Here is a 22,627-nt window from a genome sequence, read left to right on the forward strand (position 1 = left end):
ACGAGACGGCTCAGACGATGACGGCGGCAGAGCGGGCACGGCGCGCGGCGGAGGACAGCCTGGAGGACTACGCCTTCCGCTACGTCCCCCGCAGCTTCCGCCGCTGGAGCACCCTGGCCGTGGGCGGCACCGCGCTGGGATCCATCGCCTTCCTGGCCGACTTCTCCATCGGGGCCAGCATCGGGATAGAGCATGGGACGCTCAACGCCCTGCTGGGGATCCTGCTGGCCTCGGTGATCATCTTCCTGGTGGGCCTGCCGATCAGCGTGTATGCGGCCCGCTACAACCTGGACATCGACCTGCTGACCCGCGGCTGCGGCTTCGGCTACCGCGGCTCGGTCATCACCACGCTGATCTTCGCCGGGTTCACCTGTCTCTTCTTCGCCCTGGAGGGGGCGATCATGGCCCAGGCGCTGCACGTCGGGCTGGGCGTCGCGCTGCCGGTGGGGTATCTGCTCTCCACCCTGGTGGTGATCCCCATCGTCATCTTCGGCATGCGGGCCCTGGAACGACTCCAGCGGTGGACCACCCCGCTGTGGCTCGTGCTGGCGCTGGTTCCGCTGGTCTGGGTGGTGCTCACCGATCCCGACGTCGTGGAGTCCTTCCTGGCCTTCGACGGCGCGGGGGAGGGCATGGTCGAGCTGGGAGCCGTCGTCGCCTGCGCCGCCGTGTGCTTCGCGCTGGCTCCGCAGCTGGCCGAACAGCTCGACTACCTGCGGTTCATGCCGCCGCGCACGCGGGCGAACCGCGGGCGCTGGTGGGCCTCGGTGCTGCTGGCTGGGCCCGGCTGGGTGGCGTTCAGCGGCGCGAAGCAGATGATCGGCGTCTTCCTGGCGGTCTATGTGCTTGCGCGCGTGGATCCCACCCTCGGCGGCCGTGCCGCGGAGCCGGTGGTGCAGATCCTGGGCCTCTACGAGCGGCTCATGCCGGACTGGTTGGCCGTCGTGCTGGCGATGACGCTGGTGGTGGTGGCTCAGGTGAAGATCAACGTGACCAACGGCTACTCGGGCTCGCTGGCCTGCCTGAACGCCTGCACGCGCCTCACCAGACGGTATCCGGGCCGGACACCGTTCGTGCTGGTCAACCTCTCGGCGGCCTACGGTCTGATGGTCATGGACGTCTTCGCGCTGATGTCCTTCGTGCTGAGCCTGTACGCCAACGTGGTGATGGCCTGGCTCGTCACCGTGGCGGTGGACATCGCCGTGAACAAGCGTCTTCTGGGCATCTCCCCGGTGGTGCCGGAGCATCGTCGGGGCATGCTGCATGACTGGAACCCCGTGGGTCTGGTCTCGGTGGGCGCGGCCTCGCTGCTGTCGCTGCTGACGTTCTTCGGCGTCTTCGGAGAGGCTCTGCGGCCCTTCGCCGTGGGCGTGGCGATCCTGGTGGCCGCCGTCGTGACGCCCACCGTCGCGGCCCTGACCCGGGGACAGTGGTATCTGCGGCGCCGCTGGGACGGCATCGACCTGCCGCTGATCGACGACCAGGGCAGCCCGTCGGCGGCGCGGCTGCGCTGCCACGTCACCGGATACACCTTCGAACGCCCCGATATGCTGGCCTCAGCGGAACCCGGGCCCTTCGGGGAGACCCAGCACATCTCCTCGCTGGCGCTGACCCTCGCCGATGCCGACCGCTATGTGTTGCCGGCCGACGGCGGGTCCGCCACGGCGGCGCCGCCGTGGGGGACGCGGGGGACGCCGCAGATGGTGGACAGGCAGGCCCGGGGTGGGGCGGTGATGAGATGAGAGCGGGCAGGATGGGCGCACAGCCGCAGACGGCGGAGGCCATCGTGGCCTGCGCCGCCGAGACGATGCCGCTGGCTCCGTTCGACGACGTGCCCTACAGCCGGCTGGCCGAGGCCGTCGGAGTCTCCGAACGCACCGTCTACCGGCATTTCCCCACGCAGGGGCATCTGCTGACCGCCGTCGCTCGGGCGTTGGAGGACGGGACCTTCCCGGTGCCGACCTTCCTCACCTGGGAGGAGTTCCTCCGCGCGGCGGAGCGCCGATTCTCAGCCTTCGACGCCGCACCGGGGCATGCCCTGGTGGTGGCGCGCGCCGAGGTGGTCTCCCCGGTGGGACCGGTCCATCCCAGCTTCTTCTCCGAGGCCGTGGCGACCATGGTCGCCGGCGAGCTGCCCCGGCTCGGACGTCGGGACGTCGCCCGGCTCACCGGAGGGCTCGTGCACTTCTCCTCGGCCCAGTTCTGGGCCCGTTGCCGCGCCGGCTTCGCGATGGATGCCGCGGCCGTCACCGCGGCGTTCCGCCAGTCCGCGGGGCGGCTCACCGGCAGGTTCGACACTGCCCGGGACACGGCGGCGGACACGGCGGTGGACACGGCGGTGGACACGGCGGAGGTCGCCCTCGGGCGGGGCGCGGGCGCAGGAGAGGGAAGCCGAACTCAGGAGGCGCACCGGTGACCGCTGGGCAGGATCCTGCGGAGAGTCTGGGCCTGAGCCGCACGCAGGCGAGGATCCTCTCGGCCTTCGCCGAGCTGGTGGAGGAGCTGGGCTCCGACGACGTCTCCTTCCGGCTGGTGGCCCGGCGCGCCGGGATGGGGGAGCGCACGGTGTTCCGGCACTACGGGACCCGGGGCGAGCTGCAGCTGGCGGCCGCCTCTTGGTTGGAGCATGCGGTCTTCACCCGCCGGTCGGCCGAGTCGATCTTCGACCTGCCGCTCATTGTGCGGGAGTCCATGGAGGCCTACGCGCGCCGCCCTGAGCTCGCCCATCTGGCGGCGGAGGCCGCCACACGGGGCGACGCCGGCCTGGGCACGGCCCCGGACGCCGCTCGGCTCGACGAGCTGATCCGCCAGGAGACACCGTGGGTCGGCGCGCAGGAGCGTGCAGGGCTCGTCGCAGCCCTGTGCCACCTGGACTCCGCGTCCTCCTGGGTGGCGTTGGACCGTCAGGTGGGGCCGGAGGTCCGGGACGTCGCCGACGCCGCAGGCTGGGCCGCCGAGGCGCTGCTGGACGCACTGCGGGCACCGGCGGGCGACCGATGAGCGGCTGCCCCCGGCCCGCACCCGGCCCCGCCGCGGTCGAGCACGCACACGACGTCCTGCACGACGGCGGCCAGCGGCGGCTGGTCGAGGAGGCGCTGGGTCGGCTGCGCCAGGCCGGTGAGCGGCTCACCGCCGCCCGGCGGGCGGTGCTGGAGGTGCTGGCGGGGCGTCACGAGCATCTCAGCGCCGACGAGCTGGCCAGCCTGCTGGCGGCCCGAGGAGTCCACCGCACCACCGTGTACCGGACCTTGGAGATCTTCTCCGCCCTTGGGCTGGTCTCGGTCCGGCAGCTGCCGGGAGGTGCGGCGGCCTACCATCTGGCCTCGGCCTCGCATCTGCATGGTCACTGCGACCGCTGCGACGCCGTGACGGCGCTGCCCCGCCAGGAGCTCGAGGAGCTCGCGGCCGTGCTGGAGGGGAGAGTCGGCTTCCGCCTGGACCTTCAGCGCTCCACGCTGCTCGGTCGCTGCCCTGGTTGTCGCGGCACCTCTCCCGCTCCATGATCTCCGGCAGCTCCTCCACGATGACGTCGCTGAACCCCGCCCGCGCGATGCGCTCTCGGCGATGACGGAGATGTCCTCGGCCTCAGCCAGCGGCGGCGCGCTCCACGGGCCGGGGCGGTGCCGGTGCCGACGTCGAGGACGCGCGCCGGGGTCGAAGGGAGTGCGGGGCACCAGACGCGACCCCAGGCTCCGGTCTCCTGGGGGTTGCTCAGCCGGCTCTGCTGCTGCGCCTCGTCGTCGGGGCCCACCGGGTCCAGTGGTCGTCCAGGGCGTCCTGGACGCTCATGGGCGGTGCTCCTTCGGGGTGCTGGGCGGTCTCGCCTCGCGGCGGAACAGCAGCTGGGCGGTGCCGTCGGAGGCCGCCACCGGGTCGGCTCCGACGCCGTAGACCTCGTCCAGCAGGTCGGGGGCGAGCACGTCGTCCGGCCGCCCGGAGGCGCGCACGCCGCCGTTGTGGAGCAGCAGGAGCCGGTCGCAGTAGCGGGCGGCGAGGTTGAGATCGTGGAGCACCACCACCGTGGTGATGCGCAGTCCGCGCAGCAGCTGCAGCACCTGGTGCTGGAACCCGATGTCGAGGTGGTTGGTGGGCTCGTCCAGCAGCAGGCAGGTGGCCTCCTGCGCCAGTGCGCGGGCTATCATCACCCGTTGCCGCTCGCCGCCGGAGAGGCTGCTGACCTCCTGCGGGGCCAGGTGGTGCACTCCCACCTCTCTCAGGGCACGCTCGGCGATCTCCTCATCGTGGCGGCTTTGGCGCTGGAGCATACCCAGGTGTGGGGTGCGTCCCAGCAGCACCGTCTCGGCCACGCTGAGCGCCAGCTCTCCCGAGGGCTCCTGGGCCACCAGAGCGACCTCCCGGGCGGTCTGTCGGGCGGTGAGTCGGTGGAGGGGGCGCCCGTGCAGCAGCACCTGCCCGCGGGCCGGGGGCAGCGCCCCGCTGAGCGTCCGCAGCAGCGTGGTCTTTCCGCCGCCGTTGGGGCCGATGAGCCCCACCACCTCCCCGGCGGCGACCGTGAGGGCGACGTCGCGGAGGATCACGCGCCTGCCGCGCCCGGCGCCGACGGCGCAGTCGAGGCCGAAGGTGTGCAGGACCGGAGGCGGGTCAGCGGTCGGCATGCAGTTCCTCGGTGATCCGTTCCAGGCCCTCCACCGTCAGCGGCGACGCCGGTTCGGTGAAGTTGAACCGCTGCACGATGATCGACCCGTCCTCCACGGCTCGCACCGTCTCCGCGCCGGGCAGGGAGGTCACAGCCTCGGCGACGCCGTCGGGCTCTCCTTGGTGCAGCAGGATCAGAACCTCCGGGTCCCGGTCCACCAGCTCCTCGGTCTGGACCTCGAAGACCCGCTCGGAGACGTCGGCGAACACGTTCTCCAGCCCGGCCGCCTCGATCTGCGGCTGGGCCATGGATCCGGTGCCGTAGGCGTAGACAGGCCCGCCGCCGACCGATGGGTACAGCACGGCGGCGGTGCGCGACTCCTGCCGGACGGCGTCGCTGGTCTCGACGGCGGCGACCCGGTCCTGCAGCTCGTCGATCAGCGTGGTGGCCTCCTCCGGGGCGCGGAACACGGTGCCCAGCCGGTCGATCTCCGCCCAGAGGGTCTCGAAGTCTGCGTCCGTGCCGTGGTTCGGGCAGTGCAGCTCCTGCTCCAGCACCGCGATGCCGGCGTCGCGGAGCCCGTCCCGGGTGACGCCGTCGGGCAGCCCCAGGGCGAGGTCCGGCTCCTGGGCGACGACCTCCTCCTGGGAGAGCATGAGATGCCCGGAGGCGTCCAGATCCTCTGAGAGCGAGGGGATGTCCTGGATCTGCCGTGCCAGCTCCGCAGAGTAGTACCCCGCGGGGAAGTCCCCGGCCCGGGCGACGACGCGGTCCATCACTCCCAGGCCGTCCAGGATGGTCACCGGGGCGGTCTCCAGAAGGATGACCCGCTCGGGAGCGGCCTCGAAGGCCACCTCGCGGCCGCAGTCGGTCACGGTCACCGCGTCGCCGCGCTCTGGCTCCGCGGCGGTGCCCTCGTCCGCGCATCCGCTGAGGGCCAGCACCGCCAGCGCCGACAGCACCGACAGCGCCGCGAGGGCGGCCGGCGCTGCTGGGGCAGCGGAGTGGGGCTGGCGGGGTCCGGGAGTCATGGGAGTCCTTCCGAGGGGTGGATCCGGTCAGGAGGTCCGGGCGTGCATGCGGCGGATCAGCAGGAGCAGGAAGGGCGCGCCCACCAGGGCGGTGACGATCCCGATGGGCAGCTCCCGGGGCTGCATGAGGACGCGGGACAGGGCATCGGCCCAGATCAGCAGCACTGCGCCGAGGAGGGCGACCACGGGGAGCAGCCGCGCGTGGACGGCGCCGACCAGGCGGCGGCCCAGATGCGGCACGACCAGCCCGACGAAGCCGATCGCCCCGGCGGCGGCCACCATCGCCCCGGTGCCCAGGGAGACGACCGTGAGGACCTGGACGCGGGCCTGCGTCGGGCGGACTCCCAGAGCCCGAGCGGTCTCGTCGCCGTGGGCGAGGGCGTCGAGCCGCCGGGACCAGAGCATCAGCACCATCGCACTGGCGCCCACCAGGGCGAGCACCAGCAGCAGGAACGGGTCCCAGCGCGCCAGGGAGAGGGACCCCAGCAGCCAGAACATGACCGTCCGGGAGCCCTCGGCATCGTCTGAGGCGAAGATCAGGAAGCTGGTGGTGGCCGAGAGGGCATAGCCGACGGCCACACCCGCGAGCAGCAGGCGCAGCGAGGTCACCTGACCCTGGGACCGGGCGACGACGAGGACCAGCAGGGAGGCGGCCATGGCTCCGAGGAAGGCGCTCAGCGGCAGCGCCTGCTGCCCGGCGCCGGCGCCGAATCCGAAGAGGATGGCTCCGGCGGCCCCGGTGGACGCGCCTCCGGAGATGCCGAGGATGTAGGGATCAGCCAGGACGTTGCGGACCATGGCCTGCAGGGCGGCTCCGCACAGCGCCAGACCGGCCCCGACAGCGGCACCGAGCAGCACACGCGGCACGCGCATCGTCCACACGATCGCCTCCTGGGCGTCCGTCCACGTGGGCGTCACGGGCAGGCCGAGCTGGTGGGCGATCACCCCGGCGACCGTGGCCGGGGCGATGGGTGCGGGACCGATGCCCACGCAGACCAGGACGGAGACCAGCAGCGCTGCCGAGAGGCCGATGGTCCACCCGGCCGCACGGCGCCGGGGACCGGAGGTGAGGCCGTGACGGCGTGGGCCGGTGGGGGCCGCGCCACCGGTGGCGGCGTGTCCCGGGGCTGGAAGGACGGCAGCAGGAGGGCGCCGCGTGCGGCCGACCCGAGCGGCCGAGCCGGTGCCGGTGAGGGTCATCTTCGTCCTGTCCGTCGGGGGAGCTGCCGACGCCGTGGCGCCGCAGTCCCGTCCTGCAACGATGTCGCATGAAGCCTAGGGACCTCGACATGTCAGCCGTGTTACATCCCGGGCCGGATTCGTGCGCTGAGCCTGGCGCGGCGGCGCGCCGAGGTGGGGTCATGCCTCCACGAGAAGCGCGTGCGGGGGACGAATCGCTCACACTGCCGCAGACACGAACCGGTGAGATCACCCGGTGAGGGGGCATGCCGGGGTGATATGACACCGTCGTGTCGTGTGATCTGGACCCCGTGAATGGCCCGCATGGTGCGGATCCATGCCGGTGCGTGGGGTTCGGGAGGCCCGTTCGGGGATGCGTTCCTCACATCTCTTAGGTGAACCTATGCTTGATTGAGTAAGATGCAGATGTGCAAAATGACCCCGTGCTGTCGAACCTTACGCGCCCGGACTCGGCGCAGACGTCCCGGACCTCGCTCCGTGCCCTCGACGTGTCCGTGTCCTACGGGCCCCACCGCATCGTCCACGGCGTCGACGCCGAGCTGCTGCCCGGCGGGGTCACCGCGCTGATCGGCCCCAACGGCAGCGGCAAGACCACGCTGCTGCGCGGCATGTGCCGACTGGCCGACGCCGAGGGCCAGGTGAGCCTCGACGACGTCGACATCACCAGCTTCTCGCCGCGCAGCTTCGCCAAGCGGCTCACGATCCTCGCCCAGCAGCGGCCCACGCCGACCGGTCTGACGGTGGCCGAGGTGGTCGAGCTCGGACGCCACCCCCACCGGGGCCGGTTCCGCCGCACCGATCCTGGAGGTGCGGAGGCCGTGGAACGGGCCGTGGCGCTCGCGGGGCTGGAGGATCTGCGTCACCGGCCGGTCACTGAGCTCTCCGGCGGTCAGCTGCAGCGGGTCTGGCTGGCCACCTGCCTGGCCCAGCAGACCGACGTGCTGCTGCTCGACGAGCCCACCACGTTCCTGGACCTGAAGCACCAGATGAGCCTGCTGGACCTCATCCGGGACCTTGCCGACGTCCACGGCCTGACCATCGGCGTCGTGCTGCATGACCTGGAGCAGGCCGCCGACATCGCCGATCACGTGGTCCTCCTCGAGGAGGGGCGGGTCGTCGCGGCCGGGTCTCCGTCCGCGGTGATGACCTCGGAGCGGCTCACCGAGGTCTATCGCGTGCCCATCGACGTCACCTCCCTGCCCGACGGCGGGCTCGCCGTCCGTGCCCGGCGCGCCGGACGCCGGGGACGCAGCGCCGAGGATCCGTCCGCCGCCCAGACCCGGGACGACTCCCGGACCCTGGCCGTGCCGGCCTGATCCCCCCCCGGATCCTCCCCATCTGCTCGGGCGGCCCCGTGCCGTCCGGGTCGGCTGCGGGCGTCGCACCCGAGCAGCCCTGAACCCCTCACGTCCCGAAAGGACACCATGACCCTCACCGATGCCCCCTCCACCCGCTGGCTGCTGTCCCTGGCCGCCATCGGATCCCTGGCGCTGACCGCCTGCGGCACCACTGACGTCGACACCGACGAGGACACCGGCACCGACGCGGAGACCGGCCCGGTCACCGTCACCGACCACTCCGGCGAAGAGATCACCCTCGACGCTCCCGCGCAGCGCGTCGTCACCCTGGAATGGGCCCAGACCGAGAACGTCGCCCTGCTCGGCGGCAACCTCGTGGGCGTGGCCGACCTGGAAGGCTACGAGGCGTGGGCCTCCGCCGCGGAGATCGACGACGAGGACGTCGTCGACGTCGGCCTGCGCACCGAGCCCAGCATCGAAGCGATCGGCCAGGCGAACCCGGACCTCATCATCGGCGCCGAGGAGTCCGTGCCGGACGGCATGCTGGAGGACCTGGAGGAGATCGCCCCGGTGGTGCTGCAGGAGTCCGCCGACGCCTCCGACCCGCTGGGTCACATGGAGCGCACGTTCTTCCAGATCGGGGAGCTGATCGGAGCGCAGGACGACGCCGAGCAGGTCTGGGACGACTACGAGCAGACCCTCACCGACGCCCGGGAGACCCTCAACGAGGCCGACGCCGAGGACACGCCCTTCGTGGTCGTCTACCCCTCGGTGGAGGGCAACACCGCCACCTTCCGGCTCCACGGACCCGGCGCCATGGTCAGCGCCGTGGGCGAAGAGATCGGCCTCACCCCGGCCTGGGAGGAGGAGGGCGACGCCGGCTGGGCGATCAGCTCCTCCGACGTCGAAGGCCTCACCGCGCTGCCGGACGACACCGAGTTCTTCTGGTGGACCGCCTCCACCGAGCCGGAGGACCCCTTCGCTCCGCTGGAGGACAACTCCACCTGGAACTCGCTGGGCTTCGTGGAGAACGACCGCATGCACGTCATCGAGCGCACCTGGCTCTACGGCGGTCCCGGCTCGGCCATGCAGTGGACCGAGCAGCTCGCTGAGACCGTCGCCGACGACGCCTGAGCGCCGCTTCGGCTTCGACTGACACGAGACGACGGCGGACACCCGTGACCCAGCAGAAGGACGCTCTGGCGGTGCGCACCAGCGCCGCCGCGGCGCGCACCACCCCGGCGAAGGCCCGCTCCCTGGTGCTGCTCACCCTGATGGTGGGGCTGGGGCTTCTGGTGCTGCTCTCCGCGGTGCACCTGACTCAGGGCACCTCCGGGGTCAGCGCCCGGGACCTGCTGTCCGCCGTCGTCACCGGTCAGGACGCCCAGCTGACCGCCATCGCCCTGGATTCCCGCCTGCCACGGCTGGTGGGCGGTCTCGTGGTGGGCGTGGTGCTGGGCATCGCCGGCTGCGCGCTGCAGGCCATGACCCGCAACCCGCTGGCCTCCCCGGACACGCTGGCCGTCAACGCCGGGGCGCACCTGGCGCTGACCACGGCGGCGGCCTTCGGGCTGTCGCTGCCGCTGCTGAGCTCCGCCGCCCTGGCCTTCGTCGGGGGCTTCGCCGCCGCGGGACTGGTGCTGGCGCTGACCGGCTTCTCCGAGTCCGCGCCCATCCGCCTGGTGCTGGCCGGCACCGTGGTGGCCATGGGGCTGGCCTCGGTGACCTCGGCGCTGCTGATGATCCACGCCCAGTCCACCCAGGGGCTGTTCCTGTGGGGATCCGGCACCCTGAACCTCTCCGGGATCGGCGCGGTGCTGCGCCTGCTGCCGGTGGTGCTCGTGGCCCTGGCCGTGCTGGTGGTGCTGTCCCGGGCCACTGATGTGCTCTCCCTGGGCAGCGACACCGCCCAGTCGATGGGCGTGCGAGTCGGCCTGGTCCGCGGTGGGCTGCTGGTCTGCTCGGTGCTGCTGGCCTCCTCCGCGGTGACCATGGTGGGGCCGCTGGGCTTCGTGGGGCTGTGCGCCCCGGCCATCGTGCGGCTGCTGTCCACCCGGGTGATCCGCTTCGGCCGCTTCGGCTGGGCCATGGCGGGCTCCGGACTGCTCGGGGCGCTGATCGTCCTCGGAGCCGACGTCGGGGTGCGGGCCATCTTCCTGGGCGGCGTCTTCGGCTTCACAGACCTCAACCTGGCGGTCGGCATCCCCACCGGAGTGGTGACCTCTCTGATCGGCGCCGTGTTCCTGGTGGTGCTCGCCCTGCGCATGCGCAGCGGCGGCAGCAGCCAGGAGATCGCCGCCATGGGGCTTCCCTCGGGGGTGCGGCTCTCGCGGAGGCTCGCCGTCGTCGTCACTGTGGGCGTCCTGCTGCTGGGACTGGTGGCCGCCGGCATGCTGCTGGGTGACTGGTGGCTGCGCGTGGGGGATCTGGCCCTGTGGCTGCAGGGGCAGGCGCCGCGGGCCATCGAGATCTCCCTGGACTTCCGCGCCCCCCGCGTGGCGGCCGCTCTGCTGGCCGGCGCCGTGCTGGCCGTGGCCGGAGGGTTGGTGCAGACCGTGACGCGGAATCCGCTGGCCGAACCCGGCATCCTCGGAGTGGCGGCCTCCGGGGGAGCGGGCGCGGTGATCGCGCTGATCGTGCTGCCGGCCTCCTCGGCGTGGACCATGTCAGCAGGAGCCGCGGCCGGTGCCGTCCTGGCCGGCCTGATCGTGTTCTCCCTGGCCAGCTCGCGCACCAGCTCCCCGGAGACGGTGGTGTTGGTGGGCATCGGCGTGATGACCGCCGCGCAGGCGATCACCCAGCTGCTCATCGCCACCACGCACCCGCACAATCAGGCCATGGCGATCTCCTGGCTCGGAGGGTCCACCTTCGGCACCGCCTGGCGGGATCTGGGGCCGATGCTGCTGCTCCTGGTGGTCGCCGTGCCGGTGCTGCTGGCGCTGCGGCGGGAGCTGGACCTGGTGGGCATCGACGACGTCACCCCGAGGATCCTCGGGGTCTCCCTGCCGGTGGTGCGCGGGGTGGCGCTGAGCATCGCTGTGCTGCTGGCCGCCGTGGCGGTGATCGCCGTCGGGGTGATCAGCTTCGTCGGTCTGGCCGCCCCGCACCTGGCGCGCATGCTGGTGGGCCGGGAGCACCGGTGGTTCCTGCCGGTCTCCGCCATGCTGGGCGCCGCACTGGTCTCCCTGTCGGACACCTTCGGCCGGACCGTCATCGCACCCGATCAGCTGCCGGCGGGCCTGGTGGTCGCGGTCATCGGCCCCCCTTACCTGCTGTGGCTGCTCAAGCGGTCCACCTCCCGCACCACCCGGGCGACGACGCCGGCGCGGGCCTGAGCGCGGGGCCGGCCGGACGGCTCCTGTCCTCGCGGAGGGTGAAGCCCGTCACGTCAGGTCGGCTAGAGTCTGAAGGGAGAAGAGGACCAGCGGCGAGGATGCGAGGCGACGACATGCCGGAGACGATGCCAGACCAGACGCCGGACCAGAACCCGGAGCCCAGCTACGAGGACCTGGCCCGGCATTTCGCCCAGGCGTTCACCGTCACCGAGCCCACGCTGCTGGGCGCCACCGGGCCGGAGGTCCCGCTGCGCCCTGCCGACGGTGTCCCGGACCGCGAGCAGGCGCTGTGCCGCAATGACGGCGGATACCGCCTGCGCAACGTCACCCGGCCCACGCTGATCCCCTATCTGCCGGATCCCGGCACGGCCACGGGTGCAGCGGTGCTGATCGCCCCCGGCGGGGCCTTCCTGAAGCTGTCGATGGACAGCGAGGGGGCCGACGTCGCCCATCTCCTGCGGGAGCGTGGGGTGGCGGCGTTCGTCCTGAAGTACCGGCTGGGACATACCGGTGAGACGCTGGAGGACTTCGGAGCCCACCTGGCCAGCGCCTTCTCGCCGAGCGAAGACTCCGATGTGGTGGACACCCGGGGCGGACATCAGCGATTGGCGGTCGACGACGTCGAGGACGCGTTGGCGCTGATCCGGAGTCGGTCCGGGGAGTGGGGCGTGGACGCCGACCGGGTGAGCGCGATCGGCTTCTCCGCGGGGGCGTACGCCATCTCAGCCGCCGTCGCCGCCGAGGATCCGCAGAGGCGGCCGGGCTCCTTGGCCTGCATCTACGGGGGACGGTTGCCGGAGGCCGGATTCGAGGTGGAGCCGGGCCTTCCGGATCTGTTCACTCTGGTCGACGTCCACGACCCGCTGTGCGCCGGGGATGTGCTGGAGCTCATCGACACCTGGCGCCTCAGCGGCGCAGCGGTGGAGGGGCACATCTACCCCGGGGCGCTGCACGGCTTCGGAGCCCGGGTCACCGGCACCCCCGTGGACGCGTGGATCGACCTCTGGTTCGACTGGCTGGACCGTCAGGGGCTGCTCAGCCGAGTGTGATCGCGCGGGGCAGGGGGATGCGTCCTCTGCCGTCCGGCGCACCGGGCTGTGATCTGAATTACGATCGAGGAGTGGACACCGGTACGGGAAAGCCCGAGCTTCGAGACGGCGAACGTTTCACAGCCGCGCACTTCCGCGACCCGATCCTCGGTGATCTGGTCGAGCTGATCGGGACGAAGTCTCCTGGTGACCGTCTGCCCGGCGAGCGGGAACTCGCCGAGCGCCTCGGTGTCAGCCGTACGGCGCTGCGCGACCGCATCGGGAGGTTGGAGGCGCTCGGGGTCGTGGAACGCAGAGAGCGGGCCGGTGCGGTGTACACGGGTCTGCAGCCTGAGCGGATGGGTGAGGCCCTCATCCTCGGGCTGATCTCCTCGGAGATCCATGTGGAGTCTCTGGTGACGGTGCGGCACGCCTTGGAACGGGAGGCGGCGATCCTGGCCACCACCGACCCCGTGCCGGAGGGACTGGCCACGATGCGCGGTGCCTTGGACCGGATGCGCGCGTCCGATGACGGCGCCGACATCCTGGCCGCAGACATCGACTTCCACGAGGGCCTCTTCGTGGCCTCCAACTCATCTGGTCTGATCTTCCTGTCACGCGTTCTGAGGGCGGTCCTGCGGGGCACCCTGCGGCTTGTGACCCTCGCCGACGAGCGAGACATGGTCAGGCAGGTCCACGCCCACATCCTGGAGGCGGTGGAGGCGCAGGATCCTGAGCGCGCACGATGTGCGGTGGACCGCCACTTCGCGCTGCTCGATGAGCTCTTCGCCACGCAGTCTCGTCAGCGGATGGCCGATGATCAGGACGTTCCCGGGACCCCCTGATGGAGGAATCCTCCATCCACGGGGAGGCAGACGCCGTTCACATACCGAGCCGCGTCGGAGGCCAGGAACAGCGCCGCCGCCCCCACATCCTCGGGCGAACCCATGGCGCCGGTGGGGGACAGCGCATCCCGCGCGGCGATCATCTCCTCCGCGGTGCTGTGGCTGCCGGTGATCTGCTGGTGCATCATCGGAGTGGCGATGAACCCGGGAGACAGAGCATTGGCCCGAATCCCGTCCCGGCCGTGCTGGATCGCAAGATGTGCCGTGAACTGGATGAGTCCGGCCTTCGCGGCGGCATAGGCCGGGTAGTCATACCCGACATGGCGCATCCCGCCGATCGACGCGATGTTGATGATGCTCCCTGAGCCCTGCCGGAGCATCACCGGCAGGACGTGTTTGACCGTCACGAACGCGCTGGTCAGATTGAGCCGGAGCGCTCTGTCCCAGTCGGCGACCTCCAGGTCCAGGGGCCCGCCCATCACCGCCACACCGACATTGTTGTGGAGGATGTCGATACGCCCTGAAGTCCGCAGCACCTCCGCGACGCATGTCCGCACGGAATCGGTGTCTGTGACATCACCCTGAAGGGCCGTGACCCGGGCGTCAGGCAGGGCGCGAAGGATGGCCTCCCTCGAGTCCTGGGCTGCCTGGCCTTGGAGATCGACGATGACGACCTCCGCGCCGGCCCCGGCATAGGCCTGGGCCGCAGCCAGTCCATTGGTGAGCTTCCCGTCGAGGGACCCGCCCCCGAAGATGAGTGCTGTCCTGCCTGTCAGTGTCATGGAGTCTCCGTCTCTGTGGAGGGCTGCGGGGTCGGACGACGGTGTGGAGAGCGTGGGCGGACGAGCGGCGAGAGGTGGAGGGGGACACCAGTCACGGGCTGAAGCCTTCGAGGAGGAGCTTCTCCCGCACGGTCCGCCGGACGATCTTCCCGTAGCCGGAACGTGGCAGGTCCTCCCAGAAGACCACGTGACGCGGCACCTTGTAGCGTGCCGTCCTCTCCCGCAGCCAGTCGCGGAGTTCGGCCCCTGTCAGGTGGGTGTCGGCTCGGCGGACGCAGACGGCGACGCCGACCTCGCCCCACTCCGGATCAGGCATGCCCAGGACCACCGTCTCCCGGATGTCCTTGTGCTGCAGGATGTGCTCTTCGATCTCCCGCGGATGGATGTTCGAGCCACCCGAGATGTACATGTCGGAGACCCGACCGGTGAGGAACAGGAAACCGGATTCGTCGAGCAGTCCCACATCGCCGGTGCGGAACCATCCGTTCCTGAAGGCGTCGCGGGTGGCGGTCGGGTTGTTCAGGTATCCGGCGAAGACGGCGGGGCCCGCCACACAGATCTCTCCCGGTTCCAGAGCAGGCAGGGCGCGGCCGTCGTCGTCCTGCACGCTGATCTCCATCCCGGTGCGTGGCAGCCCGCACGTCGAGAAGGGGACCCCTGGAGGAGAAGGGTGATCGTGGAGATCAGCGGGAAGGACCGTGATGTTCCCCGTGACCTCGCCGAGTCCGTAGTACTGCACGAGGACGTCACCGAGAGTCTCCCTAGCTGTGGCGAGATCCGGAGAGGGCATGGGAGCGCCGGCGTAGATGACATGTCGCAGACTCGAGTGGTCCCGCGAGCGGGCTTCAGGCGCCTCCACCAGACGCTTCAGAATCGTGGGGACGGTGAAGGTGTTGGTGACCTTCTCCCGCTCCACCAGCTTCCAGATCTCAGCGGCGTCCAGGCGCGGGGACGTCGGCAGCACCGTGGCGGCGCCTCGACTCACCTGGGAGAGCAGGTGGATCCCGGCGCCGTGGGACAGCGGCGCGACGACGATCGAGCGGTCCTGTGCGATGAGGCCCGGCATCAGATCTGCCAGATGGTTGGTGACGACGAATCCGAGCTGGTCGTGGGAGAGCACCGCCGCCTTTGACCTGCCGCTGGTGCCGGAGGTGAAGAAGTACCAGGCATGGTCTCCGCGCTCCCGAGGGCTGTCGACGACGCGTCCTCGGGCTCGGGTCATCCGCTGCAGCGTGCCGTCCTGCGGCGCCTCGCTCTCCGGGCGCCCGTCCGGCTCCTCCGTCGGACCGTCGTCGAGCCAGAGATGCTGGAGCCCGGGGACGGCGGCGCGGACTGCGGCGACATGCGTGGCCGTCGAGGAATGCGCGATCATCAGGGTCGGCTGGCAGACCTCGGCCAGCCCGGCGAGTTCCGCGGGATGCAGCCGCGAGTTCACCGGCGCCACGGTGGCTCCCGCCCGCCAGACGCCATACATGGCCTGGATGTACTCCGGCGAGTTGGGCCCGTCGAGCATCACACAGTCGCCTGCGCCTACGCCGCGGCGGGCCAGCTCCTCGGCGACGGCGGAGCACCGCGCGTCGAGCTCCTGCCAGCTCCAACGATCGTCCCCCTGGATGATCGCGTCGTGGGCCGGAAGTCGACGGGCGATCTGAGTCAAGGCGTGGGAGAGATTGACCGCGCGGGCCTCCGGGGCCACTCCGCTCATACTGCCTCCAAGACGGAGGCATAGTTCGTGACCGCCGAACCTCCCATGGTGAAGACCGCGGCGACCCCGGCGTCCGCGATCTGCATGGCTCCGGCCTCTCCTGTCAGCTGCAGCGACGCCATGACGTGCTGCGAGACCCCTGTGGCGCCGATCGGGTGGCCCTTCGCCTTGAGGCCGCCCGAAGGGTTGACCGGCAGCGGCCCGTCGCGGTCCGTCAGCCCGTCGGCCAGGGCCGTGCCGGCCCGTCCTCGCGGAGCGATGCCGAAGGCCTCGTACTGCAGGAGCTCGGCGATGGTGAAGCAGTCATGCGTCTCGATCAGGTCCAGCCCGCCTACGGACACTCTGGCCTCCGCGAGGGCTCCATGGAAGGCAGCCCCTGCGCCGGCGAACTCGAGAGGATCGGATCGGCGGGCCAGCGCCAGATGGTCGTTGGCCTGCGCGCGGCCGCGGAAGCGCACGGCTCGGCGAGCCCGGCGGGCGACGTCCGCCGAGGCGACCACCACCGCGGCTGCTCCGTCGGAGACGAGTGAACAGTCTGTCCGCAGCAGGCGTCCGACCACGCTGGGGTTGGCGTGAGACTCAGTAGCGCAGAATTCACGGTCGAGGGGGCGTCGGAGGTGAGCCCACGGGTTGTCGACGGCGTTGCGGTGGTTCTTCGCCGCGATCCGTGCCATCGCCTCACGGGGGTCGGAGAACGTCTCAGCGTAGAGATCCGCCAGCTGCGCGAAGATTCCCGCGAAGCTTCCCGCCGATTCTTCGGTCCGGCGGTGAGCGGATGAGAGGAGGATGTCATGGATCTCGGGACCCGGCGTCGCCGTCATCCGCTCCGCACCGACGACGAGTACAGCACGTGCCCGCCCCGCCTCGATCTTCTCGATGGCCGCGACCAGGGCCGCCGCTCCTGTGGCGCAGGCGTTCTCGGAGCGTGTGGCGGGGATGCTGGCGAGCTGCGGTTCGCCTGCGCCGACGAGCGCGGCTTCGAAGCCCTGGCGAGAGAACCCGTTGTTGTAGACGCCGACGCTGACGGCGTCGATGTCGGTGGTCTCCAGCCCGGCATCGGTGATCGCTTGGGTGCTGACCTCAGCCATCAGTGATTCCAGGTCGACATCGGCATGTTTGCCGAATGCTGTGTGCGCCCAGCCGATGAGATGTGGTGGTGAGGCCATCGGACGGTCCCTTCTCCATGATGCGCGGTGCCGGTGTGCGGGCGGACGGTCAGCCGATCGCGGATCCTCCACAGACCTTCAGAGTCTCACCGGTGACGAAACCGGCGCGGGGCGATGCGAGGTATGCGACGGCGGCTGCGATGTCATCCGGCGTGCCCATGCGTGGGACAGCCTGGTGGTCGAGCGGATAGTCGACGTCCTGGGTCAGGGCGGTGGCGATCGGACCGGGGGCCACCGAGTTCACGGTGATTCCGAGCGAGCCCACTTCTTTGGCCACCCACTTCGAGAACGCGATGATGCCGCCCTTGGAGGCGGCGTAGGCGGGACCGGAGCGGCCTCCTCCTGCGCCCGAGGAGAACGGGCCGCCCATGATCCCCGAGATGGAGCTGATGTTGACGATCCGCCCGTATCGTCGGTCCCGCATATGGGGGTATATCGCCGCCTGCGTCATCAGGTACGTGCCGGTGAGGTTGGTGTCGAGGTCGCGGGCCCAGGTCGCGTCGTCCATCGCTTCGAGGTCGATGCGGGCCGCAGTGCCCGCATTGTTGACGACGACGTCGATCCGTCCGTGCTCGCGGGCGACGGCGTCGACGCATTCGTGGACCTGACGGCGGTCGCTGACATCGACTGACCAGCCGGTGGCTCGGGGTCCGAGCGACTCAGCGGCGTCTTCAGCGCCCGCGATGTCCAGCACGTTCACCTGGGCCCCTCGGGAGAGCAGCTCATCGACGACGGCCCGGCCGATGCCTCGCGCGCCGCCGGTGACCAGGCAGACCTGGTCCTCGAATTCGCGCATCCGCACGGGGCTGGGCTGTGGCGTGTTCATGGTCAGACTCCCAGAAGGTCGGGCAGCCAGTTGCTGAGCTGAGGGATGAAGGTCACGAGCATCAGGACGACCAGTCCGGCGCCGAGGAAGGGCCAGACTCCGCGTGTGGCCTCCGCGTAGCTGATCTTGGCGATGCTTCCTGCGACCAGCAGATTGACTCCCACCGGAGGCGTGACGAGCCCCAGGGCGAGATTGATCGTCATCATGACACCGATGGTCGTGATGTCCATTCCCAGTTCCAGCAGGACGGGGACCAGCAGGGGGACCAGCAGGTAGAAGGCGGAGACTGCATCGAGGAACATCCCCGCGATGAGCAGGATGACGTTGATCAGGAGGATCAGCAGGATGACGTTGGTGGTCAGGGACAGCAGCGACTCGGAGACGCGGGCCGCGATGCGGTTGCTGGTGATGACGTAGGCGTAGAGGGAGGCGGCGGCCACGATGATCATGATGCGAGAGGACTGTACGCCTGCGGTGGTGAAGACCTTCAGCACGTCGGCCAGTCTCAGATCCCGGGTGACCACCAGGCCCACCAGCAGGGCGTAGACGCAGGCCACCGCAGCGGATTCGGTCGGCGTGAAGATTCCCCCGTAGATGCCGCCGAGGATGATGACGGGCACGAGCAGGCCGGGTATCGCCCGTAGGAAGGCCTGGAGGATCTCACGCAGGGAAGCACGGTCGGTCCGCCGGCCGACGTCGGCATCAGGATCCACCGTGTCCTCGAGGGTGATGATGCCTTCGGTGGCGTGGTCGCCTTGGGGAGAGCCAGATGCTGACTGTCGGTCGTGACCAGTGGTCGACGCAGGGACCGCGCCGAGACGCGCTGCACCGCGGCTCAGGTTCTCACCGGCTGTGTCGCGCAGACTCTCGAACTGCCGGGGGAGGAATCGGGCCACGAGATAGAACGCCAGCCCCATCAGAATTCCAGGGACGACGCCGGCCATGAACAGCCTGCTGATGGAGACCCGCTCGTGGTCGCTCGCCACGACGGCGAACACGATGAACGCGATGCTCGGGGGGATCACGATGCCCATGCCGCCGGCGCTGGCGAGGAGCGAGGCGGCGTGTCGCTTCGAGTAGCCGTGCTTCACCAGCGCAGGGATCAGCACGGCCCCCAGCGCCGCGACGGTCGCGGGGCCCGAGCCGGAGATCGCCGCGAACAGCAGAGCAGCGATGATCGCCGTGAGTGCGAGGCCGCTTTTGCGATGGCCCACACAGCGATCCGCGAGCTCGACGAGACGAGTCGAGATGCCGGTGAGCTCCATGATGACACCGGCGAGGATGAAGAACGGGATCGCCAGCAGGGTCTCCGAGGACAGAGAGGCGTACATGACGCCGGCTGCCGGATTCAGCGCGTGGGCGCCGGAAGCATAGAGGATCGCGATGACGGCGGACAGGCCCATGGAGAATGCGATGGGCATCCCGAGGAAGACCAGCACCAGGAAGCTGCCGACCAGGATCAGCTCGATCACGGCAGCACCTCCCTGCCCTCGGCCTGAGACGACGCGGCCGCGCGGCGCAGTTGGATGACTCCTGCCTGGACCGACCGGACGGCACCGAGTGCGGCGCCCACGGGCAGCGCCATGGAGAAGACCCACTGGGGAACCCCGAGCGCGGGGGTGACCCGCCCCTGAGCCATCTGGCGGGACGTCATCTCCCAACCCAGCCACAGGAAGACCAGGAAGAAGACCAACGTGCCGACCGCGATCAGGGCGATCAGAGACGTGCGGAGCACTCCCGTGGCCATGGCGGGGAGCAGATCGAAGCCGGGATGGGTGCCCAGCCTCACACCGGCGGCCGCCCCGACCATCGTCAGCAGGACCGCGAGATTCACGACGATCTCGGTGGTGAAGGCCAGGGAGCCGTGGAGGAAGTAGCGACTGACGACATTGGCGAAGTACACCCCGGTCATCGTGATGAAGGCCAGGACGATGACCGTGTTCTCCACCCTCGTGAGGACGGCGTCGACCATGGTCATTCCGGCTGGACGGCGTCGAGCAGTTCCTCGGTCCAGCTGTCCGCGTGGGCGTCGTAGACGGGCTCCATCGCGTCGCGGAAGACTTGGATCTGGGCCTCGCTGAGCTCGGTGATCTCCATGTCCTCGCTCAGCTCCTCGAGCTGCTCGGCCTCCCGTTCACGGTTCTGGCTGATCTGCAGCTCGTTGGCCTCGGTGGCGGCCTCCTGGACGATCTGCTGATCCTCGGCGCTGAGGGAGTCGAAGAGCTCAGCGTTCATGCCCAGGATCAGAGGATCGTAGACGTAGTTCCAGATGCTCAGGTGCCCCTGCACCTCCTGGAGCCCGCTGGAGTAGATGACGTCGAAGGGATTCTCCTGGCCGTCGATGGTGCCGGTCTGCAGGGAGGTATAGACCTCGGCGAAGTTCATGGTGGTGGGGTCCGCCCCGAGCTCGTTGAAGATGTCGAGGAAGAGGCCGGAGCCAGGGACGCGCACGACGAGGTTCGTCAGGTCATCCGGGCTGGTGACCTCGGTGTCCGTGGTGGTGAGCTGGCGGAAGCCGGACTCGCCGAAGCCCAGCATCTCCACTCCGAGCTCCCTACTGATCTCCTCGTAGGCTGCTCCGGCGCTGGCTTCGATGGTGGCTTCCGCCTGCTCGTAGTCGTCGTAGAGGAAGGGCGCGTTGATGGCGCTGAACCTGGAGTCGAGTCCGTCATAGATGATGGTCGAGTTGTACGAGAAGGCCTTGTCCCCGTTCATCAGCTGCTCGACGCCGGCTGCAGGGTCGCCGCCGGAGAGCTGCTCATTGGCGTGGACCGTCACCTGCATCCGTCCGTCAGAGCGCTCGTCGAGGACGTCCGCGAAATGTTCGGCGGCCTCATACCAGGTGGAGGTCTCGCTCGTGGTGATGGTGAAGTCCCAGCTGTAGGAGTCCTCTCCGTCTGCGGTGCCGTCGCCGCAGGCGGTGAGGGCCAGGCAGCCGGCTGCCGTCACGGCGGTGAGTCGAGCGATCGTCTTCATGGGTCCCCCTGAGGCGCAGATGTGAACTGGGACACGTCCCTGACTGTGAAGGCTGTCACATCTGGTAATACCAGTCAAGACGATCTCTGGGTGGTCCACGAGGGGTATCGGACTGGGCCCGTCCCGGCAGCCCTGTCGATCCGCCCATCCTGATTCGCCGACCGTTTCGTCCCCATCGGCTTCGTCCGTCCTGGGGGAATACCCGGGTGTGAAGTCTCAGGACATGGGGGAATACCCGGGGGACGAACGAAACCGACGGGGACGCAGGGTTCGAAGGGAGGCTGCGCTCCGTTCAGGCGAACAGCCCCAGCGCGTTGATCGCCGTCTGCAGCACCCCGTAGGCCAGGGGGATCGCGACGACGGTCCAGGGCAGCCACAGTGGCACTCGCGGGGCTCCGGCCGGCTCGATGATCGGTGTCGCTGAGTCGTGGGCCGTCGTCGTCGGGTCCCCGGAAGACGTACTGACGTGGTGCTTCTCGTCGACGGCACGGACCAGGATGTTGGCGATCAGTCCGATCACCAGCAGTCCCACCATGGTGAGCAGGGCGGGCCGGTAGTCCGCGGCGGTGAGGCTCCCGGGCTCACCTCGGGCGTCCAGGAAGCCGTTGATGATCAGCGGGCCCATCACGCCGGCGCAGGACCAGGCGGTGAGCAGCCGCCCGTGGATGGCCCCGACCTCCAGGGTGCCGAACAGGTCGCGCAGATACGCGGGGATCGTGGCGAAGCCGCCGCCGTAGAAGCTGAGGATGATGCCGGCCAGCAGGATGAACAGGATGACCGAGCCCGATCCCTGGAGTGCCAGCAGGGTGTAGAGCACCACGCCGCCGCCCAGGTAGAGCATGTAGATGTTCTTCCGGCCCACGAGGTCGGAGGTGGAGGACCACACGAAGCGGCCGGCCATGTTCGTCAGGCTGAGGAAGCCGACGAATCCGGCGGCCGCCGCACCGGCGATCACCGTGGTCCCGTTCGAGCGGAAGAAGTCCTGGATCATGGGGGCTGCCTGTTCCAGGATGCCGATGCCGGCGGTGACGTTGCAGAACAGGATGATCCACAGCAGCCAGAACTGCGGAGTCCGCAGCGCCCGATTCGCTGTGACGTGCCCGCTGGTCACCAGCGCCTTCCTCTTCTCCCGCGAGGGATCGTAGCCCTCGGGCGTCCAGCCGGGCGCGGGCACGCGCACCAACCAGGCGCCGAACAGCATCACCGCCAGGTAGACGGCGCCGAGGGTCAGGAACAGCCCTGCGACGGCGGTCCCTGAATACACGCCGGTGGCGGGGTCATAGGCGGGGTCGTAGAGGCTCAGCAAGGAGGAGGACACGGGGCTGGCGATCATCGCTCCGCCGCCGAAGCCCATGATCGCCATCCCGGTGGCCAGTCCCGGGCGGTCCGGGAACCACTTCATCAGGGTGGAGACCGGAGAGATGTAGCCGATGCCCAGCCCGATGCCGCCGATCACCCCGTAGCCGAGATAGACCAGCCACAGCTGCGAGGTGAGGATCCCGGCCGCTCCGACGAAGAACCCGGTGGCCCAGCACACTGCCGAGGCGATCATGGCCCGCCGGGGCCCGTTGCGGTCCACCCAGGTGCCGAAGATCGCCGCGGAGAGGCCCAGCATGACGATCGCCAGCGAGAAGATCACCCCGACGGCGGTCAGGCTGGTCTCGAAATGCGCCACCAACGAGGTCTTGTACACGCTGGTGGCATAGGCCTGGCCGATGCACAGATGGATGGACAGCGCCGCCGGTGGGATGAGCCACCGGTTGAACCCTGGGCCGGCGGTGATCCGCTGCAGGGACGCGGACCGCTCAGCGACGGCGACGGACATGGGACCTCCCGGG

The 22,627-nt window shown here is 70.0% G+C and carries 20 protein-coding genes; 9 read left to right on the top strand and 11 right to left on the bottom strand.

Annotated features, from left to right (window positions below; translation table 11 throughout):
• Positions 1 to 17: 17 nt before the first annotated feature.
• Genes Q7C18_RS13520 through Q7C18_RS13535 form a run of 4 tightly spaced genes read left to right on the top strand, consistent with a single transcriptional unit; the run spans position 18 to position 3,503 of the window.
• Positions 18 to 1,742: a hypothetical protein gene (locus Q7C18_RS13520; protein ID WP_311025827.1), complete on the top strand. Its 1,725-nt coding sequence runs from the start codon at positions 18 to 20 to the stop codon at positions 1,740 to 1,742.
• Between the two features lie 11 nt (positions 1,743 to 1,753).
• Positions 1,754 to 2,416 (top strand): TetR/AcrR family transcriptional regulator, encoded by a 663-nt coding sequence (locus Q7C18_RS13525; RefSeq protein WP_311025828.1) that lies wholly within the window; start codon positions 1,754 to 1,756, stop codon positions 2,414 to 2,416.
• Positions 2,413 to 3,000: a TetR/AcrR family transcriptional regulator gene (locus Q7C18_RS13530; RefSeq protein WP_311025829.1), complete on the top strand. Its 588-nt coding sequence runs from the start codon at positions 2,413 to 2,415 to the stop codon at positions 2,998 to 3,000. Before Q7C18_RS13525 ends, Q7C18_RS13530 begins: the two co-directional genes overlap by 4 nt.
• Positions 2,997 to 3,503, top strand: coding sequence for a Fur family transcriptional regulator (locus Q7C18_RS13535; RefSeq protein WP_311025830.1), 507 nt, complete (start codon positions 2,997 to 2,999; stop codon positions 3,501 to 3,503). The genes Q7C18_RS13530 and Q7C18_RS13535 overlap by 4 nt, the downstream gene beginning before the upstream one ends.
• A 282-nt stretch (positions 3,504 to 3,785) precedes the next feature.
• On the opposite strand, the gene Q7C18_RS13540 is transcribed toward Q7C18_RS13535, so the two are convergent.
• Genes Q7C18_RS13540 through Q7C18_RS13550 form a run of 3 tightly spaced genes read right to left on the bottom strand, consistent with a single transcriptional unit; the run spans position 3,786 to position 6,828 of the window.
• Positions 3,786 to 4,616 (bottom strand): ABC transporter ATP-binding protein, encoded by an 831-nt coding sequence (locus Q7C18_RS13540; protein WP_311025831.1) that lies wholly within the window; start codon positions 4,614 to 4,616, stop codon positions 3,786 to 3,788.
• Positions 4,603 to 5,628: an ABC transporter substrate-binding protein gene (locus tag Q7C18_RS13545; RefSeq protein WP_311025832.1), complete on the bottom strand. Its 1,026-nt coding sequence runs from the start codon at positions 5,626 to 5,628 to the stop codon at positions 4,603 to 4,605. Before Q7C18_RS13545 ends, Q7C18_RS13540 begins: the two co-directional genes overlap by 14 nt.
• 27 nt (positions 5,629 to 5,655) lie before the next feature.
• Positions 5,656 to 6,828, bottom strand: a complete 1,173-nt coding sequence (locus Q7C18_RS13550) for an iron ABC transporter permease (RefSeq protein ID WP_311025833.1) — start codon at positions 6,826 to 6,828, stop codon at positions 5,656 to 5,658.
• Between the two features lie 422 nt (positions 6,829 to 7,250).
• Between Q7C18_RS13550 and Q7C18_RS13555 the strand changes: the two genes are divergently transcribed.
• The 5 genes from Q7C18_RS13555 to Q7C18_RS13575 all read left to right on the top strand — a co-directional run bounded on the left by Q7C18_RS13555 (position 7,251) and on the right by Q7C18_RS13575 (position 13,334).
• Positions 7,251 to 8,144 carry an ABC transporter ATP-binding protein gene (locus tag Q7C18_RS13555; protein WP_311025834.1) on the top strand — a complete coding sequence of 298 codons (894 nt, stop codon included), beginning with the start codon at positions 7,251 to 7,253 and terminating at the stop codon, positions 8,142 to 8,144.
• 108 nt (positions 8,145 to 8,252) lie between these two features.
• Positions 8,253 to 9,260: an iron-siderophore ABC transporter substrate-binding protein gene (locus tag Q7C18_RS13560; RefSeq protein ID WP_070160300.1), complete on the top strand. Its 1,008-nt coding sequence runs from the start codon at positions 8,253 to 8,255 to the stop codon at positions 9,258 to 9,260.
• 44 nt (positions 9,261 to 9,304) lie between these two features.
• Positions 9,305 to 11,461: an iron ABC transporter permease gene (locus Q7C18_RS13565; RefSeq protein WP_311025835.1), complete on the top strand. Its 2,157-nt coding sequence runs from the start codon at positions 9,305 to 9,307 to the stop codon at positions 11,459 to 11,461.
• 113 nt (positions 11,462 to 11,574) lie between these two features.
• Positions 11,575 to 12,510, top strand: a complete 936-nt coding sequence (locus Q7C18_RS13570; protein ID WP_311025836.1) for an alpha/beta hydrolase — start codon at positions 11,575 to 11,577, stop codon at positions 12,508 to 12,510.
• Between the two features lie 71 nt (positions 12,511 to 12,581).
• Positions 12,582 to 13,334, top strand: coding sequence for an FCD domain-containing protein (locus Q7C18_RS13575; RefSeq protein WP_311025837.1), 753 nt, complete (start codon positions 12,582 to 12,584; stop codon positions 13,332 to 13,334).
• Here Q7C18_RS13575 and Q7C18_RS13580 read toward each other — a convergent pair.
• The 8 genes from Q7C18_RS13580 to Q7C18_RS13615 form a co-directional block, all read right to left on the bottom strand.
• Entirely contained in the window at positions 13,310 to 14,116 is an 807-nt protein-coding gene (locus tag Q7C18_RS13580; protein ID WP_311025838.1) for an SDR family oxidoreductase, read from the bottom strand. The two genes, Q7C18_RS13575 and Q7C18_RS13580, sit on opposite strands and share 25 nt — an antisense overlap.
• A 91-nt stretch (positions 14,117 to 14,207) precedes the next feature.
• Positions 14,208 to 15,821, bottom strand: coding sequence for an AMP-binding protein (locus Q7C18_RS13585; RefSeq protein WP_311025839.1), 1,614 nt, complete (start codon positions 15,819 to 15,821; stop codon positions 14,208 to 14,210).
• A complete protein-coding gene (locus tag Q7C18_RS13590) occupies positions 15,818 to 16,987 on the bottom strand; it encodes a thiolase domain-containing protein (protein WP_311025840.1) in 1,170 nt (389 codons plus the stop codon). The genes Q7C18_RS13585 and Q7C18_RS13590 overlap by 4 nt, the downstream gene beginning before the upstream one ends.
• A 49-nt stretch (positions 16,988 to 17,036) precedes the next feature.
• Entirely contained in the window at positions 17,037 to 17,813 is a 777-nt protein-coding gene (locus Q7C18_RS13595; RefSeq protein WP_237089934.1) for an SDR family NAD(P)-dependent oxidoreductase, read from the bottom strand.
• Positions 17,814 to 17,815: 2 nt separating this feature from the next.
• On the bottom strand, positions 17,816 to 19,285 hold the full coding sequence (locus Q7C18_RS13600; RefSeq protein WP_070160310.1) for a TRAP transporter large permease: 1,470 nt from the start codon (positions 19,283 to 19,285) through the stop codon (positions 17,816 to 17,818).
• The gene (locus tag Q7C18_RS13605; protein WP_070160328.1) at positions 19,282 to 19,785 is read right to left on the bottom strand and encodes a TRAP transporter small permease; all 504 of its coding nucleotides are present in this window, start codon (positions 19,783 to 19,785) and stop codon (positions 19,282 to 19,284) included. The genes Q7C18_RS13600 and Q7C18_RS13605 overlap by 4 nt, the downstream gene beginning before the upstream one ends.
• A 2-nt stretch (positions 19,786 to 19,787) precedes the next feature.
• Positions 19,788 to 20,789, bottom strand: a complete 1,002-nt coding sequence (locus Q7C18_RS13610; RefSeq protein WP_070160311.1) for a DctP family TRAP transporter solute-binding subunit — start codon at positions 20,787 to 20,789, stop codon at positions 19,788 to 19,790.
• 292 nt (positions 20,790 to 21,081) lie between these two features.
• On the bottom strand, positions 21,082 to 22,614 hold the full coding sequence (locus tag Q7C18_RS13615) for an OFA family MFS transporter (protein WP_311025841.1): 1,533 nt from the start codon (positions 22,612 to 22,614) through the stop codon (positions 21,082 to 21,084).
• Positions 22,615 to 22,627: the final 13 nt, after the last annotated feature.

The organism is Nesterenkonia sp. CL21 (assembly GCF_031705515.1).
In the GTDB taxonomy this organism is placed as follows: Bacteria; Actinomycetota; Actinomycetes; order Actinomycetales; family Micrococcaceae; genus Nesterenkonia; species Nesterenkonia aethiopica.

Bases quoted from the DNA above. Each gene is read 5' to 3' on its own strand.
- Q7C18_RS13520 (WP_311025827.1), top strand. From the start codon at position 18: ATGACGGCGGCAGAGCGGGCACGGCGCGCGGCGGAGGACAGCCTGGAG.
- Q7C18_RS13525 (WP_311025828.1), top strand. From the start codon at position 1,754: ATGGGCGCACAGCCGCAGACGGCGGAGGCCATCGTGGCCTGCGCCGCC.
- Q7C18_RS13535 (WP_311025830.1), top strand. From the start codon at position 2,997: ATGAGCGGCTGCCCCCGGCCCGCACCCGGCCCCGCCGCGGTCGAGCAC.
- Q7C18_RS13540 (WP_311025831.1), bottom strand. From the start codon at position 4,616: ATGCCGACCGCTGACCCGCCTCCGGTCCTGCACACCTTCGGCCTCGAC.
- Q7C18_RS13545 (WP_311025832.1), bottom strand. From the start codon at position 5,628: ATGACTCCCGGACCCCGCCAGCCCCACTCCGCTGCCCCAGCAGCGCCG.
- Q7C18_RS13550 (WP_311025833.1), bottom strand. From the start codon at position 6,828: ATGACCCTCACCGGCACCGGCTCGGCCGCTCGGGTCGGCCGCACGCGG.
- Q7C18_RS13560 (WP_070160300.1), top strand. From the start codon at position 8,253: ATGACCCTCACCGATGCCCCCTCCACCCGCTGGCTGCTGTCCCTGGCC.
- Q7C18_RS13570 (WP_311025836.1), top strand. From the start codon at position 11,575: ATGCCGGAGACGATGCCAGACCAGACGCCGGACCAGAACCCGGAGCCC.
- Q7C18_RS13580 (WP_311025838.1), bottom strand. From the start codon at position 14,116: ATGACACTGACAGGCAGGACAGCACTCATCTTCGGGGGCGGGTCCCTC.
- Q7C18_RS13585 (WP_311025839.1), bottom strand. From the start codon at position 15,821: ATGAGCGGAGTGGCCCCGGAGGCCCGCGCGGTCAATCTCTCCCACGCC.
- Q7C18_RS13590 (WP_311025840.1), bottom strand. From the start codon at position 16,987: ATGGCCTCACCACCACATCTCATCGGCTGGGCGCACACAGCATTCGGC.
- Q7C18_RS13595 (WP_237089934.1), bottom strand. From the start codon at position 17,813: ATGAACACGCCACAGCCCAGCCCCGTGCGGATGCGCGAATTCGAGGAC.
- Q7C18_RS13605 (WP_070160328.1), bottom strand. From the start codon at position 19,785: ATGGTCGACGCCGTCCTCACGAGGGTGGAGAACACGGTCATCGTCCTG.
- Q7C18_RS13610 (WP_070160311.1), bottom strand. From the start codon at position 20,789: ATGAAGACGATCGCTCGACTCACCGCCGTGACGGCAGCCGGCTGCCTG.
- Q7C18_RS13615 (WP_311025841.1), bottom strand. From the start codon at position 22,614: ATGTCCGTCGCCGTCGCTGAGCGGTCCGCGTCCCTGCAGCGGATCACC.